Origin of the sequence: Paraburkholderia sp. NPDC080076 (assembly GCF_050281145.1) — a bacterium.
GTDB lineage: Bacteria > Pseudomonadota > Gammaproteobacteria > Burkholderiales > Burkholderiaceae > Paraburkholderia.
This window is the reverse complement of sequence record NZ_JBNNWQ010000001.1, coordinates 65,935-90,762: the sequence shown is the minus strand read 5'-3', so window position 1 is coordinate 90,762 and position 24,828 is coordinate 65,935. Positions and strand designations below refer to the sequence as shown.

Annotated in this window: 8 protein-coding genes; 2 read left to right on the top strand and 6 right to left on the bottom strand. The window is 64.4% G+C overall.

The window, feature by feature from the left end; translation table 11 throughout:
• The first annotated feature begins 310 nt into the window (after positions 1–310).
• Entirely contained in the window at positions 311–2,494 is a 2,184-nt protein-coding gene (locus ACQKRQ_RS00345; protein ID WP_427476024.1) for a TonB-dependent siderophore receptor, read from the top strand.
• Here the strand turns inward: ACQKRQ_RS00345 and ACQKRQ_RS00340 are convergent.
• Positions 2,491–3,429, bottom strand: a complete 939-nt coding sequence (locus tag ACQKRQ_RS00340) for a LysR substrate-binding domain-containing protein (protein ID WP_427474629.1) — start codon at positions 3,427–3,429, stop codon at positions 2,491–2,493. The genes ACQKRQ_RS00345 and ACQKRQ_RS00340 overlap by 4 nt on opposite strands.
• Before the next feature lie 128 nt (positions 3,430–3,557).
• Between ACQKRQ_RS00340 and ACQKRQ_RS00335 the strand changes: the two genes are divergently transcribed.
• Positions 3,558–5,267 carry an MFS transporter gene (locus ACQKRQ_RS00335; RefSeq protein ID WP_427474628.1) on the top strand — a complete coding sequence of 570 codons (1,710 nt, stop codon included), beginning with the start codon at positions 3,558–3,560 and terminating at the stop codon, positions 5,265–5,267.
• 65 nt (positions 5,268–5,332) lie between these two features.
• Here ACQKRQ_RS00335 and ACQKRQ_RS00330 read toward each other — a convergent pair whose 3' ends face one another.
• From ACQKRQ_RS00330 to ACQKRQ_RS00310, 5 genes are all read right to left on the bottom strand, one after another.
• Positions 5,333–6,175: a N(5)-hydroxyornithine transformylase PvdF gene (locus tag ACQKRQ_RS00330; protein WP_427474627.1), complete on the bottom strand. Its 843-nt coding sequence runs from the start codon at positions 6,173–6,175 to the stop codon at positions 5,333–5,335.
• A 34-nt stretch (positions 6,176–6,209) separates the two neighbouring features.
• On the bottom strand, positions 6,210–8,435 hold the full coding sequence (locus tag ACQKRQ_RS00325) for a TonB-dependent siderophore receptor (RefSeq protein WP_427474626.1): 2,226 nt from the start codon (positions 8,433–8,435) through the stop codon (positions 6,210–6,212).
• 45 nt (positions 8,436–8,480) lie between these two features.
• Positions 8,481–9,851: a lysine N(6)-hydroxylase/L-ornithine N(5)-oxygenase family protein gene (locus tag ACQKRQ_RS00320; RefSeq protein ID WP_427474625.1), complete on the bottom strand. Its 1,371-nt coding sequence runs from the start codon at positions 9,849–9,851 to the stop codon at positions 8,481–8,483.
• A gap of 115 nt (positions 9,852–9,966) precedes the next feature.
• On the bottom strand, positions 9,967–14,991 hold the full coding sequence (locus tag ACQKRQ_RS00315) for an amino acid adenylation domain-containing protein (RefSeq protein ID WP_427474624.1): 5,025 nt from the start codon (positions 14,989–14,991) through the stop codon (positions 9,967–9,969).
• A 63-nt stretch (positions 14,992–15,054) separates the two neighbouring features.
• On the bottom strand, positions 15,055–24,741 hold the full coding sequence (locus ACQKRQ_RS00310; protein ID WP_427474623.1) for an amino acid adenylation domain-containing protein: 9,687 nt from the start codon (positions 24,739–24,741) through the stop codon (positions 15,055–15,057).
• Positions 24,742–24,828 lie beyond the last annotated feature (87 nt).

The window sequence follows — 24,828 nt, the reverse complement described above, 5'->3', positions numbered from 1 at the left end:
CTACGGCCAGAGCGTGAGTATATGCGTGTTTTCCTCTACTCGCTGCTAAACAAACATATCCCGGAAACACCCTCCAAGGGGCCGAGCCCCGCCGGATAAGGCTTTGGGCCGATTTCGCCTTGTCTTATGACAGATGTCTTATAGATGACTAAGGACACGAAACAAACAGATTGTTAATGCGAATCAGATGCATTACCATTTGAGCGCAGTCGCGTTCTTACACTTCGATTACTTAACCACTCGCTTCCGATGACGTCGTTTCGCACATTTCTGGTGCGCGATGAGCGTCACTCTGTCCAATTCGAACAACATGCAGAAATTCTTTGTCGCCGGCCGACCGGCGTTTGTGCGCGGCCAACGCCGTACTCCCTCGCTGCTGAGCGCGGGGCTTCTGGCCAGCGTCGGTTTGACGCTTTCCACGCTGTCGACTCCGGGCTGGGCGCAGGTCGCGGCCAGCGACGCCGCCGCGACGCTGCCGGCCGTGAGCGTCTCGGCGGCAAAAGACACCACCGTGGCGCAGGCCGACACGGTCAGCGCAGGCGCGCTGGGTTCGCGCAAGCAGGTGGACACGCCGTTTTCGACTCACGTCGTGACTAGCGACGAAGCGCAGGATCTGTTCGCGACGACCGCCAACGATCTGTACAAGTACGATCCGGCCGTGTCGGTGATCAGCGAAAACGCGATCAGCGAAAATTCGATGTTCACCGTGCGCGGCATGCCGATCGACACGCTGAACAGCATCAAGGTGGACGGCCAGACCTTCCCGTCGTGGGATACGGACCTCTCGCTCGAACCGTTCGAGCAGGTCGAATTGCTCAAGGGCCTGTCCGGCTTCATGTATGGCTTCGGCTCGCCGGGCGGCATCGTCAACTACGTGTTGAAGCGTCCCACCAACACGCCGTACCGCAGCATCACGGTCGGCTACAGGTCGGCCGGCGTATTCAGCGAGGCCGTCGATCTGGGCGGCCGCTTCGGCAATGACGACCGTTTCGGCTACCGCCTGAACCTCGTCAACGAAAACGGCAACACTGCCGAGGACCACGGCCACGTGCGCCGCCAGGTCGCCTCGCTCGCGTTCGACTTCCGCATTACGCCGGACCTGACGTGGAGCGCCGACGCGTTCTACCAGAAGCGCAGAACCAACGGCACGCTGTTCGGCCTGATGTTCGGCGGCGACGCCGGCGGCATTCCCGACGCAAGCAAAGTCACCCACGCGCTCACGCAACCGCAGAACTACTACGAGACCGAGATGGCCTCGTTCGGCACGGGCCTGGACTACCGCATCTCCGACAACTGGCACGCAAGCATCAAGTACCGCTTCGCCAAGGAGAACCGCACCAATTCGGATAGCTTCCTGTTCGTTTCCGACGCCGCAGGCAACTACTCGAACACGCTCTATGCGGCCATGACGCGTTACTTCTACCAGAACGTCGACGGCATGGTGCAAGGCCATTTCAACACGGGCAGCATCAAGCACGACGTGGTGGTGGGCGCCGGTTTCGAAACGCAAACCAGCGAATACAGCAACAGCACGGGTTGGAACGAAGGCTACTTCCTCGGATACGGCAATCTGTACGCCAGCACCTTGCTGACCAACGACGAAGTCAGCATCGGCTCAAACCTGTACCGTCAGCAGCGCATCACGCAGGCTGCCGTGTACGCGAGCGACACCGTGCAGCTCACGTCGCGTCTGTCGGCGCTGGTCGGCGTGCGCTACACGCAATATCAGCAGCACGTGTACGACCCGAGCGGCGCGGTCACGTCGCAATACCAGGCGGACCCGGTCACGCCGACCTTCGCGCTGATGTTCAAGACCGATCCGTACTCGACGCTGTACGCGAGCTACGTCGAGTCGCTGGAACAGGGCGGTGCCGCGTCGAACACCAACCTCAACTACCCGGACACGTTCGGCCCACTGCGCAGCAAGCAGTACGAAGTCGGCTTTAAAACCGACCACGCCAAGTGGGGCGCCAACCTCGCGCTGTTCCGCGTCGATCAGGGCTACAACTACACGAACGTCGACAACATCTTCGTGCAGGACGGCACCAAGCGCTATCAGGGCCTCGACGCGAGCGGCTGGCTTGCGCTCACGAGCGAATGGCGCGTCATGGGCGGCGTAATGTGGCTCGACACGAAGGCCATGGACGTCAACGATCCGACCGTGGAAGGCAAGCGCATCTACGGCGCGCCGCGCTTCACCGTGACGGGCCGGATCGAATACAACCCGTCGTATCTGCGTCCGCTGACGCTGGCGTTCGGCGGCAAGTACGTCGGCAACCAGGCCGTCGACGCGCAGAACACGCAGTTCGTGCCGGCTTACACCACGTTCGACCTGAGCGGCCGCTACGAGACGAAAATCGCCGGAAAGGACGTGACATTCCGCGCGGGGATCAACAACCTGTTCAACCGCCGTTACTGGACGACGGCGTGGGGCTACTACGTGGCGCCGTCGCCGACGCGCACCGCCGTAGCCAGCGCAACGCTGCAGTTCTAAGCATCGCGTGAACTCGGGGCGCCCGCGGCGGGCGCCCCGATCATGGCGGGAATCTCCGCGACCAGCGCATCGATCGCGCAGCGCGTTTTCAGCGCCAGATAGCGACTCTTCGGCCACACCAGGTGGATCTCCTGAGCAGGCCGGAAACAATTCTCTATGACCGTCACCAGCTCGCCTGTTTGCGCATAACGGGCCAATAGCCAACTCGGCAGCCACGCGAGGCCGAAGCCGGCGAGAGCGGCATCGACAATACCCTTCATGTCGTCGAAACCAAGCTGCGGCTGAACTTGCGCGCGGCGGATTTGCCCGTCGACGTCGACCACATCCCACGGCTGCGCCGACCCTGCCCGCAAGTAGGCAATCACGGCGTGTCCGCGCAATTCGTCGACGCTCGCCGGCGTGCCATGCCGCGCCAGATAGGCTGGCGCGGCGCCGATGCTCGCGTGCTGCATGCCGAGCTTGCGCGCGGCAAGACTCACGCTGTCCGCGAGCGGACCCACGCGCACCACGAGATCGAAACCCTCTTCGATCACGTCGACGAAGCGGTCGGTAATCGAAATGTCGATCTTCAGTTGCGGATGTTTGCGGGCGAGGCCGAGCAGCACGGGCGCCACGCAGTAATGACCGAAAGCCTGCGGCACGCTCACGCGCAATCGGCCTTTGGGCTCGCGTCGTCCAGAGTCCAGATCGGCTTCCGCGGCTTCGAGTTCGGCCAGCGCGCGCACGCAGCGGTCGTAGTAAGCCTGGCCGTCTTCGGTGAGGCTCTGGCTGCGCGTCGTGCGATTGAGCAGGCGCACGCCGAGACGCTTCTCCAACCGCACGATCACTTTGCCGACCGCCGAGCGCGTCAGGTTCATCCGTTCCGCCGCGAGCGCGAAACTGCCCGTTTCGACCACGCGCACGAACGTCGTCACACCATCGAGGATGTCGCTCATACCCTTTGCCTTATTGGTTCCCATTGAGACACATTTCTGGGATTTTCGTGCGTCAATGGGGACATGAATTCCCCTTATATTACACAGTCCGTGGTGGGCAAGCCCATCGACTAACCAGGTGAAATTTCATGTCCAATGATCCGATCGCGCCGCCACGGCGCGAAGAACGGCCCCGCGCGGCTGCAACTGCAGACCATCGAGCGATCTCGCGCGAGCCGCGCCCTGCACGAACCATCGCGAGCGAAACTTCGCAACCGGCCACCTTCCTCTCGCTGCGCAAAAACACGCTGGCGCTGGGCGCGGTGTGTCTTGCGTCGCTGATGTTCGGCCTCGAAATCTCCAGCGTGCCGGTGATCCTGCCGACGCTCGAGCGCGTGTTGCACGGCGACTTCAAAGGCATGCAGTGGATCATGAACGCGTACACGCTCGCGGTGACCACCGTCCTGATGGCGACCGGCACGCTGGCAGACCGATTCGGCCGCCGACGCATCTTCGTGATCGGCATCGCCCTGTTCGGCATCACCTCGTTGATCTGCGGACTCGCGCAAAGCGTGCCGACGCTGATCGTCGCGCGCCTGTTGCAAGGCGCAAGCGGCGGCGCCATGCTGATCTGCCAGGTGGCTGTGCTATCGCATCAGTTCAACGAAGGACCCGAACGCGCTCGCGCATTCAGCGCGTGGGGCATCATCTTCGGCATCGGGCTCGGCTTTGGGCCGATCATCGGCGGGGCGATCGTGGCGCTATCGAGTTGGCAATGGGTCTTCTGGGTGCACGCGCTACTCGCTGTCGTGACCTTGACGCTCGTTTTCAGCGGCGTGCAGGAATCGCGCGACCCGCACGCGCATACGCTCGACGTTGCCGGCATCGTCACGTTGTCGCTGGCGGTGTTCGGGCTCGTGTATTTCATCACGCAGGTTCCGGCGCTCGGCTTCGGCAATCCGCGAGCGCTTTTCATCATCGCGGTAACACTGGTCGCCTTCGTGGCTTTTCTGTTTGCCGAGAAGCTCAGTGCGCGTCCCATGTTCGACTTTTCTGTGTTCAGGATTCCGCAGTTTTCCGGCGCACTGATGGGCTCGACGGGCATGAACTTCAGCTTCTGGCCGTTCATGATCTACCTGCCGATCTATTTCCAGATCGGTCTCGGTTATGACAGCGTGAGCGCCGGACTCGCCTTGCTCGCCTACACGTTGCCGACGCTGCTGTTTCCGCCGCTCGGCGAACGGCTGGCATTGCGTTACGGCTCGGGAATCGCCATACCTGCCGGTCTTTTCACGATCGGCCTCGGCTTCATGCTGATGCGATACGGCAGCAGCGCCGCGCATGCTGACGTGTGGACCATGTTGCCCGGTTGCATGGTGGCGGGCGCGGGCCTCGGCCTCACCAATACGCCCGTCACCAATACGACGACCGCCGCGGTTCCCGCCGAACGCGCGGGCATGGCCTCGGGCATCGATATGAGCGCGCGGATGATTACGCTCGCGATCAACATCGCGTTGATGGGCGCAATCCTGGTCGGCGGCATTCTGTTCAATCTGAAGACGCGACTGCCGAAGTCCCTCGACACCGCGCCGCTCGGCAAGCTCGCGGAGAAAATTGCGGCAGGCGATGTCGAAGCGATCAGAACCGGGATGCCGGCGCTGACACAAATCGACCGTTCAGGAAGCGTCGTGCATGCCGCGTTGATGCAAGGCTTCGGCTGGGTAATGGTCTACGGCGGAGTCGGCGTGTGGGTGCTTGCTGCGCTCAGTTTCGTGATTTCCGGCAGCGCGTCGCAAAGACTTGGCGTCAAGAAGCACACGCCCGCGCAACAGCAACCAGCCCGATGCGACGCGTGCTGACCAGTGTTCCGTCGAAGGCGGCGTGCGCCCACAAGTAAACTCCAAAGCGGCGCACGCTTCGCTAATCACGCCTCGACTTGCACCGACTGCCCGGCCATCATCGCGAGCCCTTCGTTCAAAGCTGGAAAAAGGCTGCGGTTGAAATTGTTCCAGCGCAGTTCGAGGATCGTATCGTCCTTATCGATTTCGGTATTCAGCACGTCGTGAATCACCTCGCCGGAATCGATCCCGTTGTCGACGTAGTGAAACGATGCGCCGGTCAGATAGAGCGGTTCGACCGCCACTGTTTCCATCGTCTTCCAGTTGACCACTTTCTTGCCGCGCGCGCCGTAGAGTGCGTCGAGCGTCGCATACGCGCCGCGCCGCTCGTACGGCGATTCGGCGCGCGTCACGCCCGGATGAATATTCACGATCTTGCGATAGAACGGCGCACCCGGCCGCACCAGTTCGTCGAGAATGATCAGCAAACCATCCAGCACGACGATATCGGCCTTCAACTCCACCAGCGTATCGAGCAGATGCTTTTCAAAGGCGCTCTTGCCTGCCGGGCGGCCTGGCGCATCGAGCGGCTCACGCCTATACGTCGACGGAATCGCGAGCAACAGATCGTTGACCGGCTTGCCCTGCACACGCAAGTTCGGCGGATAGAACCAGCGCTTGCCCGGCTCATAGGCGAAGCCATATTCCTTCAGTTTCTCGCGATCCACGCTGGAGCCCGCATCGTCGTCGTAAATGACTTTTTCGAGCGAGTACTGATCGCCTAGCTCGGTGCCGTTGAGAGCCTCGACGAGCGACTCCAGCACCGACTTCATGTAGCGCGTGCCGCTCTTGTACGCGATCTCCTGGCCGGCCTTGTCGGCGGCGGCGTTTCTGAGCGACCAGATGTAAACGAGTTTCTTCTTCGGCATAGTCGGTTCCTATGTGTGAGTCATTGCCACATGCTTACCAGTCGTATTTCGCGGTTGCGATCACCGTGCGTGGATTCCCATAGAAACAGGTATTCACGGACTGGCAACCGCTCACGAACCGGCGATTGAAAATGTTCTGGCCGTTCACCGCGAAGCGCCAGTTGCGCGTTTCGTAGTGAACCGCCGCGTCGTACACGGTGTAGCTCGGCACATACAGCGAGTTGTCGGCGGCGCCCGCCGCGCCGCTCTGGTAGCGAATGCCCGCACCAAAGCCGAGACCTGCCAGCGGCCCGGCATGCCACGTCCAGTCGCCCCACAACGACGCCATCTGGCGCGGCCGCGGAATATCCACCGGCCACTTGCCGAGCGTGTCGTCGCCGGCCTTGATGTTCTTCACGTCCTGATACACGTACGCGGCAATCACCGAGAAGTTGCGCGTGACATTGCCCACGCCGCTCAACTCGATCCCGCGCGAACGCACCTCGCCGGTCTGCACGCTGGTGCTGCCGGTCGGGTCGATAGCGAGGTCCGGCGTGACGACGTTGGTCTGGTTGATCTGATAAACCGCCGCGCTGAGCATCAGGTTCTTGCCGGCCGGTTGCCAGCGCAAACCGGCTTCGATCTGCTTGCCTTTGGTCGGCTCGGCAATACCGCCGCCGGCGATCTTCACGCCGACCAGCGGATTGAACGACGTCGAGTAGCTGATGTACGGCGACAATCCGTAATCGCCGAGGTACACGAGCCCAACCCGCCCGGAGAACGCATGATCGTTCTGTTCGAGGCGGCTGCCTCCGGCGATGTCGTTCTGCGTGGTGTTGCTCCAGTCCTGACGCCCGCCGAGCGTCAGCACCCAGCGTTGCCACTTGATCTGGTCCTGCGCATACACGCCGAACGCATTCATGGTCGACTTCGTGTCGGTGCGTGGGAACGCGTCCGGTCCGCTGAAGATCGCGTTGGTGATCGGCGTATACACCGGGTTGTACATGTTCAGGCTCGGACCGGTCGCCATCGATTCGCTATCGGTGGTCGACTGCCGGTTGTATTCGAAGCCGAGCAGCACCGTATGATCGAGCGGACCCGTGCCGAAGCGGGCCAGCGCCTGATTGTCGACATCGAAGCGGCTGTAGTTCATCTGGTACAGGCCGACATAGCGCAGCAGCGACGCCTCGGTCGGATCGGCCGGATCGAGACCGCCGCCGAACACCTGCCCCTGATCGAGCGAGAGATGCATCAAGCGCGTGTTCTGCCGGAACGTCCACACCGGATCGAACTTGTATTCGAACTGATAACCCACCGACCATTGCTTCTTGCGGTAGTGCGAAAACTCCGGATCGCCCGTGTACAGGTCCGGTGAAATCTTGCCATTCGGATTCGGCAAAATCGTGCCTTGCGCCGGCAAGAAGTTATTCGATGCGTCGCCCCAATCCTGCAGATAAGTCGCCTCGACCGTCAGCGAAGTCTTCGCGTTCGGCTGCCACTTCACCGAGGGCGCCAACGCCACGCGCTGCTCCGGATTCGGCCCGGTCTGCGAATTGCCGTCACGTCCCACGCCGAGGAAACGATAGGACAGCGTGCCGTCCTTATCGACCTTGTCGCCCACGTCGAATGCGATCTGCTTGCGCGCGTAGTCGCCCAATTGCATTTCCACTTCGCGAATGCGCTCGCCGTTGGCGAGCTTGCTCTGCACGTCGATGATCGCGCCCGGGTCGCCCTGGCCGTACAGCACCGAGGTCGGACCGCGCAGCACGGTGATGCTGTCGATCATGTACGGATCGACACGCCAGCTCGCGAGATTGAGTGTATTGGGCACTTGCAGGCCGTCGACGAACACGGTCGGCGTGAAGCCGCGCAACACCGAATACCAGTCGGAGCGTACATCCGCACCATAGGTCGAGAAGCCCGGAATGTAGCGCAGCGCCTCGTTGATGCTGGTCGCGCCGGTCTCCTCGATCTGCAGTGCGGTAACGACGTTGATCGTCTGCGGAATTTCCTTCAGCGGCGTGTCGGTCTTGGTGCCGGTGCTGCTACGGCGTGCAACGAGGCCCACCGTGTCGTCATTGTCGGCCGAGCCTTCGACGCTGATCGAAGGCAGCGTACTGGCCGACGTCACGCCCGCTTGGCTCGTACTGGTGTTCTGCTGCGCATTGCCCTCGGTTTGCGCCGACTGCTGCGCCTGTGCGGTAGCGGCTGCCGCCGCATAAAACGCCACGCTCGCCGCAGCGGCGGTTGCACTCCGGCGCGTGCCTATTGCCCACTCCATCTCTCGATGCTCCAGGTTCTTCCGCGGCCAAAAGACCGCTTTTTATTAAAGAGCGAAGGCCATGCGGCCCGCGCTCGTCGCGTTTTCCTGTGCTTGTTGTGTCCGGCCGGCCGACCGGTCTTGCGATGTGTGATGTACGAGCGAAGCGGCGATTTCGTCTGAGCGCAGCGCGAGCACCGACAGCAGCGTGTCGGACAACCCGTGACTGTCTTCGCAGCAGCCCTGCAGGTAAATGCGCGGTTTGAAGCTCGCCGGCGTGGCGAGTCGGTAATCGCGTTCGACGTTGCCTTGCGCGAGCGCATCGCCAAGATGCGGCGCAAGCCCTTCCAGCAAGTCGAAATGGGTGTCGCGGCGATATCCCGTTGCAAGCACGAGCGCGTCGAATTGCTCGGCGCGTGCGTGACCGCTCAGACGGTCACGCAATGTGAGTTCGATCTGGCCGCCGGCCGTGCGCACTGCCGTTTCGATGCCGGTGTTCGCCAGCAGCCGGTGGCGCGCATCGGCGGACACGTTCTGCAGATAAAGCATTTCATAGATCTGCTCGATCAGCGGACGGTCGACCACCGCGTAGTTGGTGTCGCGAAACCGCTCGATCAGCGAACGGCGGCCGTCGCGCGGCTGCGCGTAGACGATATCGGTAAAAGCGGGGCTGAAAATTTCATTGACGAACGGGCTGTCGTCGGCGGGTTTCAGCGCGCTCGAACGAATGATGAGGCTCGCGTCCACGTGCGGATAGCGGCGCGTCAGATCGACGAACACCTCGGCCGCGCTCTGTCCTGCGCCGATCACCGCCACGCGTTTTTGCGCGCCGCTCGCGGGTCCGACCACGCGGTCGATGGAAGTCAGGTACTGCGACGAATGCACGATGTTGTGCGTGCCGAGCGCGGCGAACGCCTCCGGCACCTGTGGCCCGCCGCCGATGCCGACCGAGAGCGCCCGCGTCACGCGTTGCCATTCACGGCCTTCGCTGTCGCGCGAGAAAACCCGCAGCGCTTCGACGTCGTTCGTATTCCCAGCGCTCTTGATTGCTTCGATGCCGGTCACGGTCTGCCCATAGTTCACGCGATCGTCGAACGACGCCGCGACCCAGCTCAGGTAATCATGGAACTCCACGCGCGTCGGATAGAAGTTCTTCAGATTGACGAAATCCGCCAGACGTCCGCGTTCGTAGAGGTAGTTGATGAACGTGAAGCGGCTTTTCGGATCGCGCATCGTCACGAGATCCTTGAGGAAGGAAATCTGCATCCGGCAATCGTCGAGCAGCATGCCGCGGTGCCAGCCGAATTCCGGCTGCCGCTCGATGAAGCAATGCGCGAGGTCCGACACGCCGGCCTCTTCGGCGAGGCGCACGGCAAGCGCGAGATTCGACGGTCCGAAGCCGATTCCGATCAGATCAAATACAGTGTCTCTGTGCATGTCGCAGGTCCTTATCGGTGGAAGCCGGCGCGCCGGGTGCGCGGGCCGGTGAAAATCTTGCGTGATTGATGCGGTTTTTTATTGACTGCGTTTTTTGCCGGGTTTTGTGCTCGGCCTACGCGCCGTCGCGCAACGCAGCGACGTTCGATGCCTGCGCGACGAGCCTCACCGCCAGTTGCGCGAAGGTCGGCGCGGCGAATACGTCGGCGATCTCCAGCGCATGGCCGGCGACTCGCGCGGCATCGACGAAGCGCACCACGTCGAATGAACTCGCGCCCGCCTCGAACAGGTCGTCGTGATGCGCGGGCGTGTTGCCCTCGAAGAGATCGCTCCAGACGCGTTCGAGCGCCTGGGCGCGCTGCGATGCTTCGTCGTGAGAGGTCATGCTTGCCTGCGGGCCGGTCGCGAGGCTTGCGGACTCCAATGCAAAGCGCGCGGCCGAAGCACCCAGTTGCTCATGCGGCGCATCGACGAACTGCTGCACCACGTCCAGATAGTCGGCGGTCAGGACCTCGACAAAGCGGCCGTCCACCAACGCGTTCGCATACGAAAAAGCGCCGGTCACGCGTCCGTCGGCGTGCTCGACCACATCCAGTTCCAGTTCGAACACCACTCGATGCCGCACGTCGTTGAAGTCGTCGAGCGTGAGGCCGGCCCAGTCGCGTTCCGCTGTTCCCGCCGGGCGCAGGTAGTTGAACATCACCGAGAACAAAGGATTGCCGGCTTCGGTGCGAGGCGCGCGCAAAGCCGCCACCACGTCGGCGAATGGCGTGTCCGCGTGCGCATAGGCGGCGAGCGCGGCGTCTCGGACTTCGGCGAGCAGCGTTGCCGGCGTGTCGGTTTTCGCGAGCCGCGTGCGCACGACAACGGCGTTGATGAAGAGTCCCAACGCGCGGCGCGCGGCTTCGCCTGTCAATTCGCGCGTCGAGGCGAGAACGCCGACCGGTTGATCGGTGACGCCCGTCGCACGATAGAAGGCTACGTTCAGCGCGGCGTGTAACAACATCGGCAACGTCGCGTGAACTTCGAGCGCCATCGAGCGGGCGCGGCGCACGAGCGCCGGGCTGAATTCGAACGCGAGACGGCCGGCGCTCCAACTCGGCGACGCGGCACGGCCAGACGAGGGCGACGGCAGCACGTGCGACGGGACATCCGCCAACGCATCGCGCCAGAACGATAGACGCGCTCGCGGCGCGGCGACCGGCAGGATCAGTTCCTGATGCAAGGGCGATCCCGATACCGAAACCGCCGGCGACGCGCCTCGCACAATCGCGACATAAGTGGTCCGTACATCATCGAGCCATAGATCGATCGACTGACCGTCCGACACGATGTGATGCACGACCAGCGACAACACGTGATCCTGCTCGGCAAGGCGCACCAAGCGCACGCGCCAGAGCGGGGCATCGTCGAGCAGATGGAATGGCGTGAGCGCGTCTTCGTCGGTCAGCGCGACAGCGGCATGCTCACGGGCAGCTTCTGTCGGATCGCCGGACAGATCGATCATGCCCAGCTCAAATGACATCGACTCGCCAACTCGTTGGCCCGGCAATTGCCCTTCACGTTCAACGAGCCGCACACGCAACGCCGGATGCCGCGCAGCCGCCTGAGCAAACGCTTCGCGCAACGCATCGACATCGAGCGCGCCGCGCAGACGCAGCGCAACAGGAATGTTGTAGGCCGCGCTATCCGGCTGCGAGCGCCACAGGAACCACAAGCCCAATTGCGCGGAAGAAAGCGGCAGCACGCCGTTCGCATCGGGTGCGAGGCGTGAATTCGAGGCGCCGCTCGAAGCTTCGTTGCCGACATCGGCCATCGCCTCGCTGCGTGCCGCCGCCATCACCCTCTGCGCGTATTGCGCGAGCGTCGGCGCTTCGAAGAGTGTGCGCACCGGCACATCGCGCGCGAGCCGTTCGGCCACGCGCGTCGCGACACGAACCGCCGCGAGCGAATGCCCGCCGAGCTCGAAGAAATGATCGCCGCGGCCGACACGCTCCACACCCAGCACTTCGCGGAAAATCTGCGCGAGCGCGGTTTCGAGTCCCGCTGCGGGCGCCTGATAGGCACGCGCAACACGCTGCGGCTCCGGCAACGCCGCGCGGTCCACCTTGCTGTTGGCATTGCGCGGCAACGCGTCGAGCACGACGATATGCGCGGGCACCATATAGTCGGGCAACGTATGACGCAGATGCGCGTCGAGTTCGGCCGCATCCGTGCGCGTGCTGCGTTCACGCGCTTCGGCGCTCAATTCGACATACGCGACCAGCGCCGCTTGTGCACCCTTGCCATGCACGATCGCCACGGCTTCGCGCACATCGTCGTGCGCGGCGAGTTGCGCTTCGATCTCACCCAGTTCGATCCGCAAGCCGCGCAGCTTCACCTGATGATCGACCCGGCCGATAAAGTCGAACACGCCGTCCGCGCGCCGCTTGACGAGGTCGCCTGTACGATAGAGCCGCGCGCCCGGCACGCCGAACGGATCCGGCACGAAGCGCTCGGCCGTGAGCGCCGGCCGGTCGAGATAACCTCGCGCGACACCCACGCCCTCGCCGCCCAGATACAACTCGCCGATCACGCCGACCGGCAGCGGATTCAAGCGGGCATCGAGCACATGCGCCGAACGCGCGCCGACCAGCGTGCCGATCGGCAGATAGGCGCTGTCCGCGAGCTTCGTACTGTCGTCGGTCGGATAGAACATCCACAGCATCGGCGTGATGACGGTTTCAGTCGGCCCATAACCGTTGACGATGCGCGCATTCGGAAACGCCCGGCGCATCAGCGCGAACGCTTCACGCGACGTGGCTTCACCGCCCACCGTCAGCGAACGCAAGCTCGGCGGCGCACCGTGAGCGAGTGCCCACTCGGCGAGTTGGGTCGCGCAACCGGGCGGCACGTAGGTCATGGTCACGCCTTCGCGCACCATCATCCGGCAGGTCTGCGCGGGCGGCCACAGCGTGTCCGCCGTGATCGCCACGGCCGCGCCCGACATGTACTGCGAGAACCAGCCTTCATGCGCGCCGTCAAAATTGACCGACTGGAACAGCAGGAACACGTCACGCTCGCCTGCACCGTAGCGCTCCGCGATCGCGGCGCAATGCAATGCAAACGAACCGTGATCGACCACCACACCCTTCGGCTTGCCCGTCGAGCCCGACGTATAAATCACATACGCTGCCTGGTGCGGCGACACACGCGGCAACTCGACATCCGTCGCCGACTGTTCGTTAACCGGCGGTTCCTCGTCGATCAACCACAACCGCAGACGGTCCGACTCCGGCAACGCGGCGAGACTCGCGCGTTCCGTGATGACGTGCGTGATCTGCGCATCGTCGAGAATCTGTGCAAGACGCTCACGCGGATGGCTCGGGTCCAGCGGCACGAACGCACCGCCCGATTTCAGCGCGGCGATCAGACCGACCAGCAGGTCCACCGACCGGCTCAGCGCCACGCCGACCCGCATCTCCGCACTCACACCCGCCGCGACGAGACGTCGCGCCAAATGCGCGGCTTGCGCATCCACTTCGCCGCGCGTGAGCGAGCGATGCATATCCGCGACGCCCCGCGCGTCCGGCCGCGCGCTGGCGTGGTCGGCCACGCGCTGATGCACCGGCCTGAACACCGTCTCATGCGGGAGCGCCGTGCTATTCCATGCGTCGAGTTGTGCGCGCTCCTCTCCCGGCAGCCATTGCAAATCTCCCACTGCGGTGGCCGGTGCTGCCGTCGCATTCGACAGCAATTCGATGAATCGCGCAGCGACGCGCTCTATCGCATCGGCGTCGAACAGGTCAAGCGCGTAGACGAAGTAGGCATCGATCGAACCGTCGTCCCGTTCCTCGAAGCTCAACGTCAAATCGAATTTGGCAAACGGCGCACCCGACGGCAACTCCGCCATGCGCACTTCCGCGAGCGACGGCAGACGGCGCCGCGCGCCATAAGCGGCCATCACCTGAAACAGCGGATGATGACTCGCGCTGCGCACCACGCCGAGCGCTTCGACCACCTGTTCGAACGGCACGTCCTGATGCGATTGGGCGTCGATCAGCGTTTGCTGCGTCGCGCCGACCAACCAAGCAAACGACTGCGCTGCGGGAACCGGCGCGGCCAACGTGAGCGTGTTCACGAAGAAGCCGACGAGCCCGGCCACTTCGCCGCGCTCGCGATTCGCCGCGGGTACACCGATCTGAATCTGCGTTTCGCCCGACGAGCGCGCGAGCAAAGCACTCAATGCCGCCAGCAAGACGGCAAACGGCGTCGCGCGCTGCGCATTGGCCAGTGTCTTTACTTGCTGCGCGAGCGCGGCATCGATAACGAACCGATGCCTTGCACCACGCGCGCTGCGCTGCGCCGGACGCGGTGCGGCGCCTGGCAACATCAGCACGTCGCGATTCGCATCCAGCCGTTCGCGCCAGAACGCCAACTGGCGCTCACGTTCTCCCGCGTCGAGCCAGCGGCGCTGCCACAACGCGAAGTCGGCGTACTGGATCGGCAACGGCGCGAGCGACACCGCTTCGCTCTTCGCATACGCGCGATAAAACGACGCCAGTTCGGCCAGTATCACGTCCGCGGACCAGCCGTCGGAGACAATGTGATGCGTCGTCAGCGCGAGCCAGTGCGTGGTCGCGTCGAGACGAATCAGGTGCGCGCGCATCAACGGCCCGAGCGACAGATCGAAGGACTTCGCTTCGTCGGCGCGTGCGGTGTCGGCGGCGCGCGTCTCGCGCTGATCCGCGGGCAATGCGCTCACGTCACTCGCGTGCCACGGGCAGCGAGATGGCGCATGCACCGTTTGCAACACGCCGTCGCCGCTTTCGGTGAAGGTCGTACGCAGCGCTTCGTGACGCGCGATCAGCGCATCGCACGAAAGACGCAACGCGTTGGCATCGAGCGCGCCGTCGAGCCGTAAGCGTTCGGTGATGTGATACGCCGCCGGTTCATCGATCATCCGCGCGTGCAGCCACAAACGCGTTTGCGCAAACGAAGCCGGCACGCTCGCCGTGCGCTCGGCGCGCGGTGGAATCGGCAGCACGCGAAAGTCGATGCCGGCGGCGTCGAGCTTCGTGAGAAAGGCCTTGCGCTGCGCATCCGGCAACAGCGCGAAGCGTGACGCGAGGGAAAGCAGATCCGGTTTGGCAGTGGTCATGCTGGGTTGTCTCAGTACGGGTCGGCTGGTCGATGGATCGACGTGTTGGGCGGCGTATTGGGCTTATTGCAGCTCGAATTCGTCGAGAAGTGCATCGATCGCGCTCGCGGTATCACCCGCGCCGTGTGCACCGCGCTCGGCAAGCGCGCGATCGATCGCGGCGGCACAGCGCTGCAACGTGCGTTCGTCGAACAAGGTGCGCAGCGGCAGAATCAGCGTCCAGTGCAGATTCGCCTGCGCGTTGGCTTGTGTCGCAAGCAGCGAGTGACCGCCCAGCGCGAAGAAGTCGTCGTCGCGGCCAATCGTGTCGACACGCAGCACCCGTCTCCAGATCCCGGCGAGTTCACGCTCGGTCTCGGTGGCGGCCACGCTCACGGCATTTTCTGAGGCCGTGCCGCGCACGGGAGCCGGCAGCGCGTGACGGTCGCATTTGCCGTTCGGCGTGACCGGCAGTGCATCCATCGCGATCAGATACGAAGGCACCATGTATGACGGCAGTTGCGCGCGCAAATCATCGAGCAGCGCCTGCGTGTCGAGCGCGTTGTCCGCGCCGCGCGCCACGTAGCCAATCAATTGCTCGTCACGCACGATCACCACGGCGTCATGCACGCCCGGCGCCGCACGCAACAGCGCTTCGATTTCGCCGGGCTCGATGCGCTGGCCACGTAACTTCACCTGCGTATCCATGCGGCCGAGATAGTCGAGCGCGCCGTCCGCGCGGCGGCGTGCAAGGTCACCGGTTCGATAAAGCCGTGCTCCATGCGAGAACGGATCGGGAACGAAGCGTTCCGCCGTCAACGCAGCACGGCCGAGGTAGCCGCGCGCCAATCCCACGCCGCCCAGGTACAGTTCGCCGATCGCGCCTTGCGGCAGCGGCTGCAACGCCGCGTCGAGCACGTGCAGTTGCACGTTCGCAATCGGATGACCGATCGGCACGGACGCCGCGTCTGCATCGCGCGCGCCGCACGTCCAGTGCGAAACGTCGATGGCGGCTTCGGTCGGGCCGTAGAGGTTGTAGAGCCGCGCATGGGGCAATTGTTTTGCGACGCGAGCCACTAGTTCCGGCGCGAGCGCTTCGCCGCTGGCGACGATCCGCTCGACGCTCGCGCAGCGCACCGCGGCGTGAAAGTCTTCCAGATGAGCGACGAAGGCCGCGAGCATCGACGGCACGAAATGCAGCGTCGTGACACAGTGTGTTTCGATTGCCGCGACGAGGCGCGCCGGATCGCGATGGTCGCCGGGCGCCGCAATCGCGAGCTTCGCGCCGACGGCGAGCGGCCACACGAATTCCCACACCGACACGTCGAAACCGAACGGGGTCTTGTGCAACACGACATCGTTGGCATCGAGTCGATACGCGTCCTGCATCCACGCAATGCGGTTTGCCAGCGCGCGATGCGTATTGCCCGCGCCCTTCGGCTTGCCGGTCGAACCGGACGTGTAGATCAGGTAAGCAAGCTGATCGGGAGCGACTGCCACGGGAGCGCTGAGCGTAAAATCGGCGCCGCGTAGTGCGTCGACGGTCAGGACTTTTGCGCGTGTGCTGTCGACCGCTGCCGCGATGCGTTCCAGCAGATGCGGCTGGGTCAGCACGACTGCGGGCTTCGCGTCCTCGAGCAGATACGCGATGCGGTCCGCCGGATAGTCGGGATCGATGGGCAGATAAGCCGCGCCCGCTTTGAGCACGCCGATCAGCGCCACGACCATGTCGAACGATCGCTCGACGCACAGCGCCACCGCCGTGTCCGCGCGCACGCCGGCTTCGATGAGCGAGGCGGCGACGCGATCGGCGTTCGTATCGAGCTCGCCGTAGGTCATCTGCTGCGTGTGCCCTTGCGAGTCGACGAATTCGAGCGCGATAGCATCCGGCGACGCCAGCGCCTTTTGTTCGAACTGGCGATGCAGCGCCTGCTGTTGCGCGTGCGGCCACACGTGGGTGGTCGAGTTGAAGCGGGCCAGCGTGGTCAGATCGTCGGCGGTGGAAATTGAAATCGTGCCGAGCGGTGCGTCCGGATCGGCAATCAAGCCCGCAAGGCAAGTGGCAAACGCGCGATGCAATGCGGCAACGCGCGTCTCATCGAGTTGCGCGGCATCGTAGCCGTAGTCGATCGTGAGCGTGGCACCCGCTTCGATCACCAGCGTGAGCGCGAAATCCGTCGCTTCGATATTGCGCAACTCACGCAGCTTGAGCGCGCGCTCGTCGCGCCCTTGCCATGCTTCATCCACGGGATAGTTTTCGAACACGAGCAGCGTGTCGAACAATGCGCCACCGCCTTGGCCGGCCCATTGCTGGATTTCGTACAACGGCGTATGTGCGTGCTCCGCAGCCGCGGCGTTGTCGCGCTGCAAATCGTGCAGCCATGCCGATGCGCGGCGTTGCGGCAACGGCGCGGTAATCACCGGCAGCGTGTTGATGAAAAGACCGAGCACGGTGTCGACGTCCGGCAAGGCATCAGGACGGCCGGCGACGGTCGCGCCGAAAGCGACGGCAGTGTGATGCGTCATCCGCTGCAAGGCGAGCGCCCATGCACCCTGCACCATCGTGTTGACCGTGACCTTCAGACGGCGCGCGGTGTCGGTGAGACGTGCCATCGTCGCCGCGTCAAGCGACTCACGCCGCGTGAGATGCTGCGGCTCGCGATGGCTCGCGGATTCACGTTCGGCAACCAGCGTCGGTTCGTCGAGCAATGCAAGACGTTGCAACCAGAAGGCGCGCTCGCTTTCTGAGTCGCGTGCGGCCAGCCACGCGATGAAGTCGCGATAGCGCGTTTTCGCTGGCGCCGCGAAGGGTTGCGGGCGCGGCGGCTCGATATAGTCGCGCAGCACGTCGGCAAAGAAACGCGCCGTGCTCCAGCCGTCGAGCAGCAAATGGTGACGCGTCCAGACGAGACGCCATGCGTCGTCCGTGATGCGGATCAGCGTGACGCGCATCAACGGCGGCGAGGTCAGATCGAAACCGCGCGCACGGTCGGCGCTGAGCCAGCTTTCGAATGCATCATGCGCATCCCCACCGCGCTCGCGCCAATCGAGAATCTCCACCGGCATGCGCGCCTGGCGATGCACGAGCTGCATCGGCGTCGCTTCGACCGGCGTGAAGCTCGTGCGCAGAATGTCGTGGCGCGGCACGGCGGCTTCGAATGCCGCGCGCAGGCGTTCCACGTCCGGCTCGATCAACGTCGCGACCAGTTGATTCACATAGGTCGATTGCTCCGGCGCGAACAGCGAATGGAACAGAATGCCGTGCTGCATCGGCGAAAGCGGATAGATGTCGTCGATGGTGCGCAAGTCGAGCGGCACGCGCTCCAGCGCGGCCTGCGTCAAACCGCCCGCGCGCGCGAGCGGATAGTCGCCTGGCGTTGCGCCACCGCCGCGTTGCGCAAGACGCGCCGCACATGCGGCGGTCAAGTCCGCGAGCGCACTTTCGAAGCGCTGCGCGATGGCTTCCACCGTGGCGCGCTCGAATTGCGTCGCGCCGTAGACCCAATGGACTTTGAGCGTGCGCGTGGCGTCGCCGTCGATATAGGCGTGGATCGCCAACGCGTTGCCGATCGGCCCCGCTGGATCACGCTCGCAGCCCGCGCCGCCGAAACGCGGCACGAGCACCGCATCGCGCGGCGCGTCGAACTGGCCGAGATAGTTGAAGGTCACATGCGGGCGCGGCACGGCGGCGAGCGCGGCGAGCGTCGCCGTGTCGCCGTAGTGGCGCAGCACGCCAAAGCCGAGGCCTTTGTTCGGCACCGCGCGCAGTGTGTCCTTGACCGCGCCGAGCGTGGCCGCCGGCGTGCTTTCAAGCGTGAACTGCACCGGATAGTGACTCGTGAGCCAGCCAGGCGTGCGGCTGACGTCGACGTCGTCGAACAAAGCCTCACGGCCGTGGCCTTCGAGTTCGATACGGCACACGGGCATATCGAGCGACTGCGCCAGCGCCGCGATCAGCAGTTCGATCATCTGCGTACGGTAAGCGGCATTCGCTTCCGTCAACGCGGCCCGCGTCAGATCGGCGCCGATGGTCTGGATCACGGATTGCGCGTCGGCGTTGCTCGCCTTGGCTTGCGGACGGTCGAGCGGCAGATCGTCGCACGGCGCGGCGAGCGCGGTCCAGTACGGCAGTTCGGCGGCAAACGGAGAGTTCGTGATGTCGAGCGCGGCGCGTGCCAGCCGTGCCGCCCATTCCTGTGCGCTCGTTCCCGTCGATGCGAGTCGCACGCTGCGGCGCTCGCAAGCGGCGCGATAGGCGGCGTCGAGATCATCCAGCAGCACACGCCACGACACGCCGTCGACGATGATGTGATGGATCGCCAGATAGAGCTTCGTCGTGCCGTCGGGCAACAGCGCAGCCAATGCGCAGACGAGCGGGCCATGCGTCAGATCGAGCGTGCTTTGCAATGCATCGAATTGGGCTAGCGCGTCGGCTTCGTCGCGTGCGGAAACCGCGGCGAGCGGCAGTGTGTCGAATGCGCGCTCGGCCAAAGTCAGTCGCCATTCGCCTTGCGCACCATCCGGTGTGAAACGCTGGCGGAAAATTTCGTGGTGTGTCAGCAGCGTTTCGAATGCGCGCGCGAAAGCGTCGAAGTCGAAAGGCGCTTGCGTGTCGAGTTCGATGGATTGATTCCAGTGGCCACGCCGCGGAATCTCCAGTGCAAAGAAACGCAGTTGCGCAGGTGTGAGCGCGGCGGACTGCTCAAGTTTGGATGGTGCGGCTTGCGCCTTCGATGCGCCCGGTGCAGCCTGTTGTACAGTAACATCCACCATCGTCGCGACACGTGCGAGTTGCGCGAGCGTGGGCGCATCGAACAGTTGCTTCGGCGTAAAGCGCACGCCGCGCTTGCGCGAACGGGCGATCACCTGCAACACCAGAATCGAATCGCCGCCCAGCTCGAAGAAGTTGTCGTCGCGGCCTACGCGTTCGGCTTTGAGCACGTCCATCCAGACGGCGGCGAGGGCTTCTTCCGTTGCGCCTTGCGGCGCATCGCCCGTGGCCACCAGCGGCGCCGGTGCAGCCGCCAGCGCCCGCAATGCCGCGCGGTCCACCTTGCCGTTGGCGGTCACAGGCAAGGTGGCGACACGCTGCAACACGGCCGGCACCATGTAGTCCGGCAAACGGGCGCTCAATGCCGCGCGTAATGCGGCTTCGTCGAAGCGCGCACCGCTCGTCAACGTGACGAACGATGCCAAACGCAAACGCCCTTCATGCTCGACAGCAAGTGTTTCGGCTTGAGCGATGCCGTCGAGTGCGCGCAGTGCCGCACTGACCTCGCCAGGTTCGACGCGGTAGCCGCGAATCTTTACCTGATCGTCCAGCCGGCCCAGAAAATCCAGACGATGATCTGCGCGCAGTCTCACGCGGTCGCCCGTTCGGTAAAGACGCTCGCCCGGCGCGAATGGATTCGGTACGAAACGCTCGGCGGTCGCGGCGGCGCGATTCAGATAGCCGCGCGCCAACCCCGGTCCGCCGAGATACAACTCGCCGATTGCGCCCGGCGGCACGCTCGCGCCGTGGCTGTCGAGCACACAGGCATAGGCGTTCGGCAATGGCAGCCCGAGCGGCACGGCGTGCGCGCTCAGCGCATGCACTGCGGCTTGCGCTGACGAAGACGTGTCGCACGTCAACGCGCCCACCGTTGCTTCGGTCGGGCCATAGTGATTGATGACGCGGCAGGCCGGCTTGATTACCGCGATTCGCTCGACCAGCGACCAAGGCAGCGTTTCGCCGCCTGTCACCAGCGCATGCGCGGGCAGCACATCGGCCGGATGTTGCGCGTCGAGCAACGCGTGCAGGTGACTCGGCACGATCTTGAGAATGCCGACGTTGCGCGTGCGCATTTCGTGCGCGAAGCGATCGGGATCGAACGCGCATTGCGCAGGCAGCAGATGCAGCGTGCGGCCCGAGCACAGCGCGCCGAATAGCGTCGTATGGCCGAGGTCGGCAGCGACGGTGGAGACCATTGCCATGGATGCGTTGGCGGCGAATGCGAGTTCGTCCAGCATGCCCTCGACGTAGTCGACCAGTGCGCCATGCGAGATGACCACGCCTTTCGGCGTGCCGGTCGAGCCCGAGGTGAAGATCAGGTAGGCGGCTTGATTCGCCAAGGGGGGCGTGTGCGATGCGGTTGCGGTCGTGTCACCCGCGCTCGCCGACGATGACGCTTGCGTGAGCATATCGAAATCGAGCGCGGTCGCTGCGCCTACAGTCGTGACGTCTTTACTTGTTGTCAGGATCCACCGCGCGCCACACGCCTGAACCGAAGCCGTCAGACGCTCATGCGGCGCGGCAGGATCGAGCGGTACGACGTACGCACCGGACTTCATCACGCCAATCAGCGCGGCGGCAAAGCGCACCGACCGCTCGATACACACGGCCACCGGTTGCTCTGCACTTACCCCACGCTCCCGCAAAGCGAACGCGATACGATCCGATGCTGCGTCGACTTCGGCATACGTCAGCTGCGTATCGGCATCCGCGAGCGCCACGCGATGCGGTGTTTCACACGCATGCCGCGCGAACAGCGCGAGCACGTTGTCAGCCGCCGGCTTCAACTCGCGGCCACGTCGCGCGGCGCGATAGTCGGCGCTATCCGCGCAGTCCAGTTCGGCAATCGCACGCTGCGGATCGCGCACGGCATCGGCGACGAGCGCGGCGTAACTGTGCAGCCATGCTTGCGCAGTCCGTTCGTCGATACCGTCGAGCGCATAAGCGACGACAAGCTCGATGCCACGCGGGTCGTCGGTGAAATCGAGCGCGTAGTCGAAGCGGGCGGCGAGGTCCAGCCCCGGCGACATGCGCACCGAAGCGCCCGGCAATTCAGCCGACAGTTCCAGATCGAACTGCTGCGCGAACTTGACCTTCAGCCAGGCATCGCCGCGCCGCACCGGCGGCTTGACCGCGTCGAGCACCTGATCGAACGGTACATCCTGATGCGCGAACGCATCGAACGCGGAACGGCGTACACCGTCGAGCAACGCAGCGAACGATTGGTCCGGCGCGACGCGCGCGCGCAGCGCAAGCGTGTTGAGGAAAAGACCTACCAGCAGCGCAGTCTCCGCCCGCTGCCGATGCGCGATCGGCGCGGCCACGACGACATCGGTCGCGCCGGTCAATCGGTAAAGCCAGGCGTCGAAGGCGGCAAGCAGTACCGTGAACGGCGATGCCTGCGCGCGTCGCGCCGTTTCGCGCACGGCTTCGGATAGCGCCACGGGCAAACGCAGCGCGAGGCGGCCGCCGCGATAGTCGTGCTCCGGCGAGCGCGGCCGGTCTAGCGGCAGTGCTAGCGCTTCGGGCGCGTCGCGCAATGCGTCGCGCCAGTAAGCCAGTTGCCTTTTGCCTTCGCCGGCCGCGAGCCAGTCGCGTTGCCATTGCGCGTAGTCGGCGTACTGCACCGTCAACGCAGGCAATTGCGGCTCGTTTCCCGTCGCGAAAGCGGCGTAGGCGGCACGCAGTTCTTCGAACGCACAGCGCGAACTCCAGCCGTCGCTGATCGAATGATGCGCGGTCAACAGGAAGCGCTGCGTGTCGTCAGTGAGCGTAACGAGCGCGGCCCGCACCAGCGGACCTTTCGACAGATCGAAAGGTCCGCTGACATGCTGTTCCGTGAACGCCACCAGGCGCGATGCACGCTCGGCGTCGCCGGCGCCGCGCAAGTCGATTTGCGCAATCGCAACCGGTAAGCGGGCATGAATGCGTTGCACGACGATGCCGTCGTCGGACTCGACCAGCGTCGTTCGCCACGCCTGATGACGCGCGATCAAACAATCGAGCGCGCGTTGCAGCGTGCCGATATCGAGTGCGCCTTGCACATCCCATTGCACGGCAACGTGATAAGCCGCGCCGGCGTCCTGTGTTTGCGCGAGCACCCAGAACCGCTGTTGAGCGAACGACGTGGCACGATCCATGAACGGCGCATCGGCGGTCCGCACCACAGGGATGCCATGCGAACCCACCGACGTTTCAGTCTCGCTGGCATCGATCAGACGCGCCAGCGCTTCGAGCGGTTGATCGTCGAACAACGCGTCGAGCCGTAGATTCACGCGCCATTCTATGCGGATCGCCGCCTGCAATTGCATCGCTGCGAGGGAATCGCCGCCACGTGCGAAGAAGCGGTCGCCGCAGCCGATCGGCGCAGGATCGTTCAACAGGGTTTGCCAAAGCGTGGCGAGGCGCGTTTCGGTGGCGGTTCGAGGCGCGACATGATTCGCATCGACGACAGCCGGCATCGTGGCAATGAAGTCGCGCAATGCGGCGCGATCGAGCTTGCCGTTCAACGTATACGGCAGGCGCTCGAAGCGCACCAAACGATGCGGAATCCACGCCTGCGGCAAATGCGCGGCGAGATGCGCTAGCAGCGCGGCATCGTCGAGTGTGTCTTGCAGCACGACGCATGCGATCAGTTGCGTTCGGCCATGAGCAGATTCGGCCAGCACACCCGCGTCGGCCACTGCCGGATGCGTCAGCAGACAAGCCGCGATCTCGCCGGGTTCGACGCGCACGCCGCGCACCTGAACCTGATCGTCGATGCGGCCGAGATAATCGAACGAGCCGTCCGCGCGTTCACGCGCGAGGTCGCCGGTGCGGTAAATCCGTTCGCCCGGTTCGCCAGTCGGATCCGGCAGAAAACGTTCAGCCGTCAGTGCGGCGCGGCCGTGATAGCCGCGCGCGAGACACACGCCGCCGAGCAGCAGTTCGCCGCTTTCGCCTTGCTGCGCCGCGCCGTCGATGCGCGCCACGCGTCGCCCGATCGGCCAACCGATCGGCAGCGAGGCAAAACCATTGCCGTCCTCGAGTGCTGGTGTCATGCCCGGATCGACGGGCCACAACATCGGCGAGATCACCGCCTCGGTCGGTCCATAGCCGTTGACGAGGCGCACCGACGGGAACACGCGGCGAATCTCGTCGAAACTGTCTTGCGACATCGCTTCGCCGCCGAACAGCAGCGTGCGCAGCGAAGGCGGCACGCCGAGGCGCTCGCAAACGTTCGCGAACTCGCGCACATAAGCGGGCGGCAGCGTCGTATTGGTGACGCCTTCACGCAGCATGAACGCATGCGTGGTTTCCGGCGCGAACGGCGGTGGATCACTGATCACCACGCTGCCGCCGACGGCAAGCGGTACTAACCACGCTTCGATCGAGACGTCGAAATTGACCGATGCGAAATGCAGCACGCGGTCATTGGCACCGATCGGCAACGAGTCAGCGAGCGCTTCACCGTGCGCGGCAAGCGGCCCGTGTTCGACGGCCACGGCTTTCGGCGTGCCGGTCGACCCCGACGTGTAGATCATGTAGGCCGCCGCGCGCGGATGCACCGGCGTGTCTTCTGCATCGCCGTCGAAACGAGGCGCCGCCACATCTGTCGCAGCAGCGCTTGCAACGTCGAAGCATTGCGTGAAACGCGCACGCATCGCCGCATCCGCGGAACCGTCGACGATGCCGTGCACGAGCCCCGCATCCCGCGCGACCCAATCAAGGCGCGCCGCCGGATGACGCGGATCGAGCGCGACGAACACGCCGCCCGCCTTCAATACAGCGAGCAATGCGACGAACAGATCGCAGGAACGCGCGACGCAAACACCCACACGCACTTCAGTCGTCACACCCGCCGCGCGCAGCTGTGCGGCAAGCCGCGCCGCGCGACTGTCCAGTTCGCCGCGCGTCAGCCGCACGGTATGCGGCGTGAAGGATGCCAGCGCGGGCGCATCGGGATCGATGCGCGCCATGGCGCGGATCTGGTGGTGCAACGCAATCGGGAAGTTCGTCATGGGCATGAAATCCGTTAGAACTGGCCGCATAGGCCAAGTCGCAGGCCGCAATGGGCCGCTTCATTGGTGTGACGATCCGCGATCGCA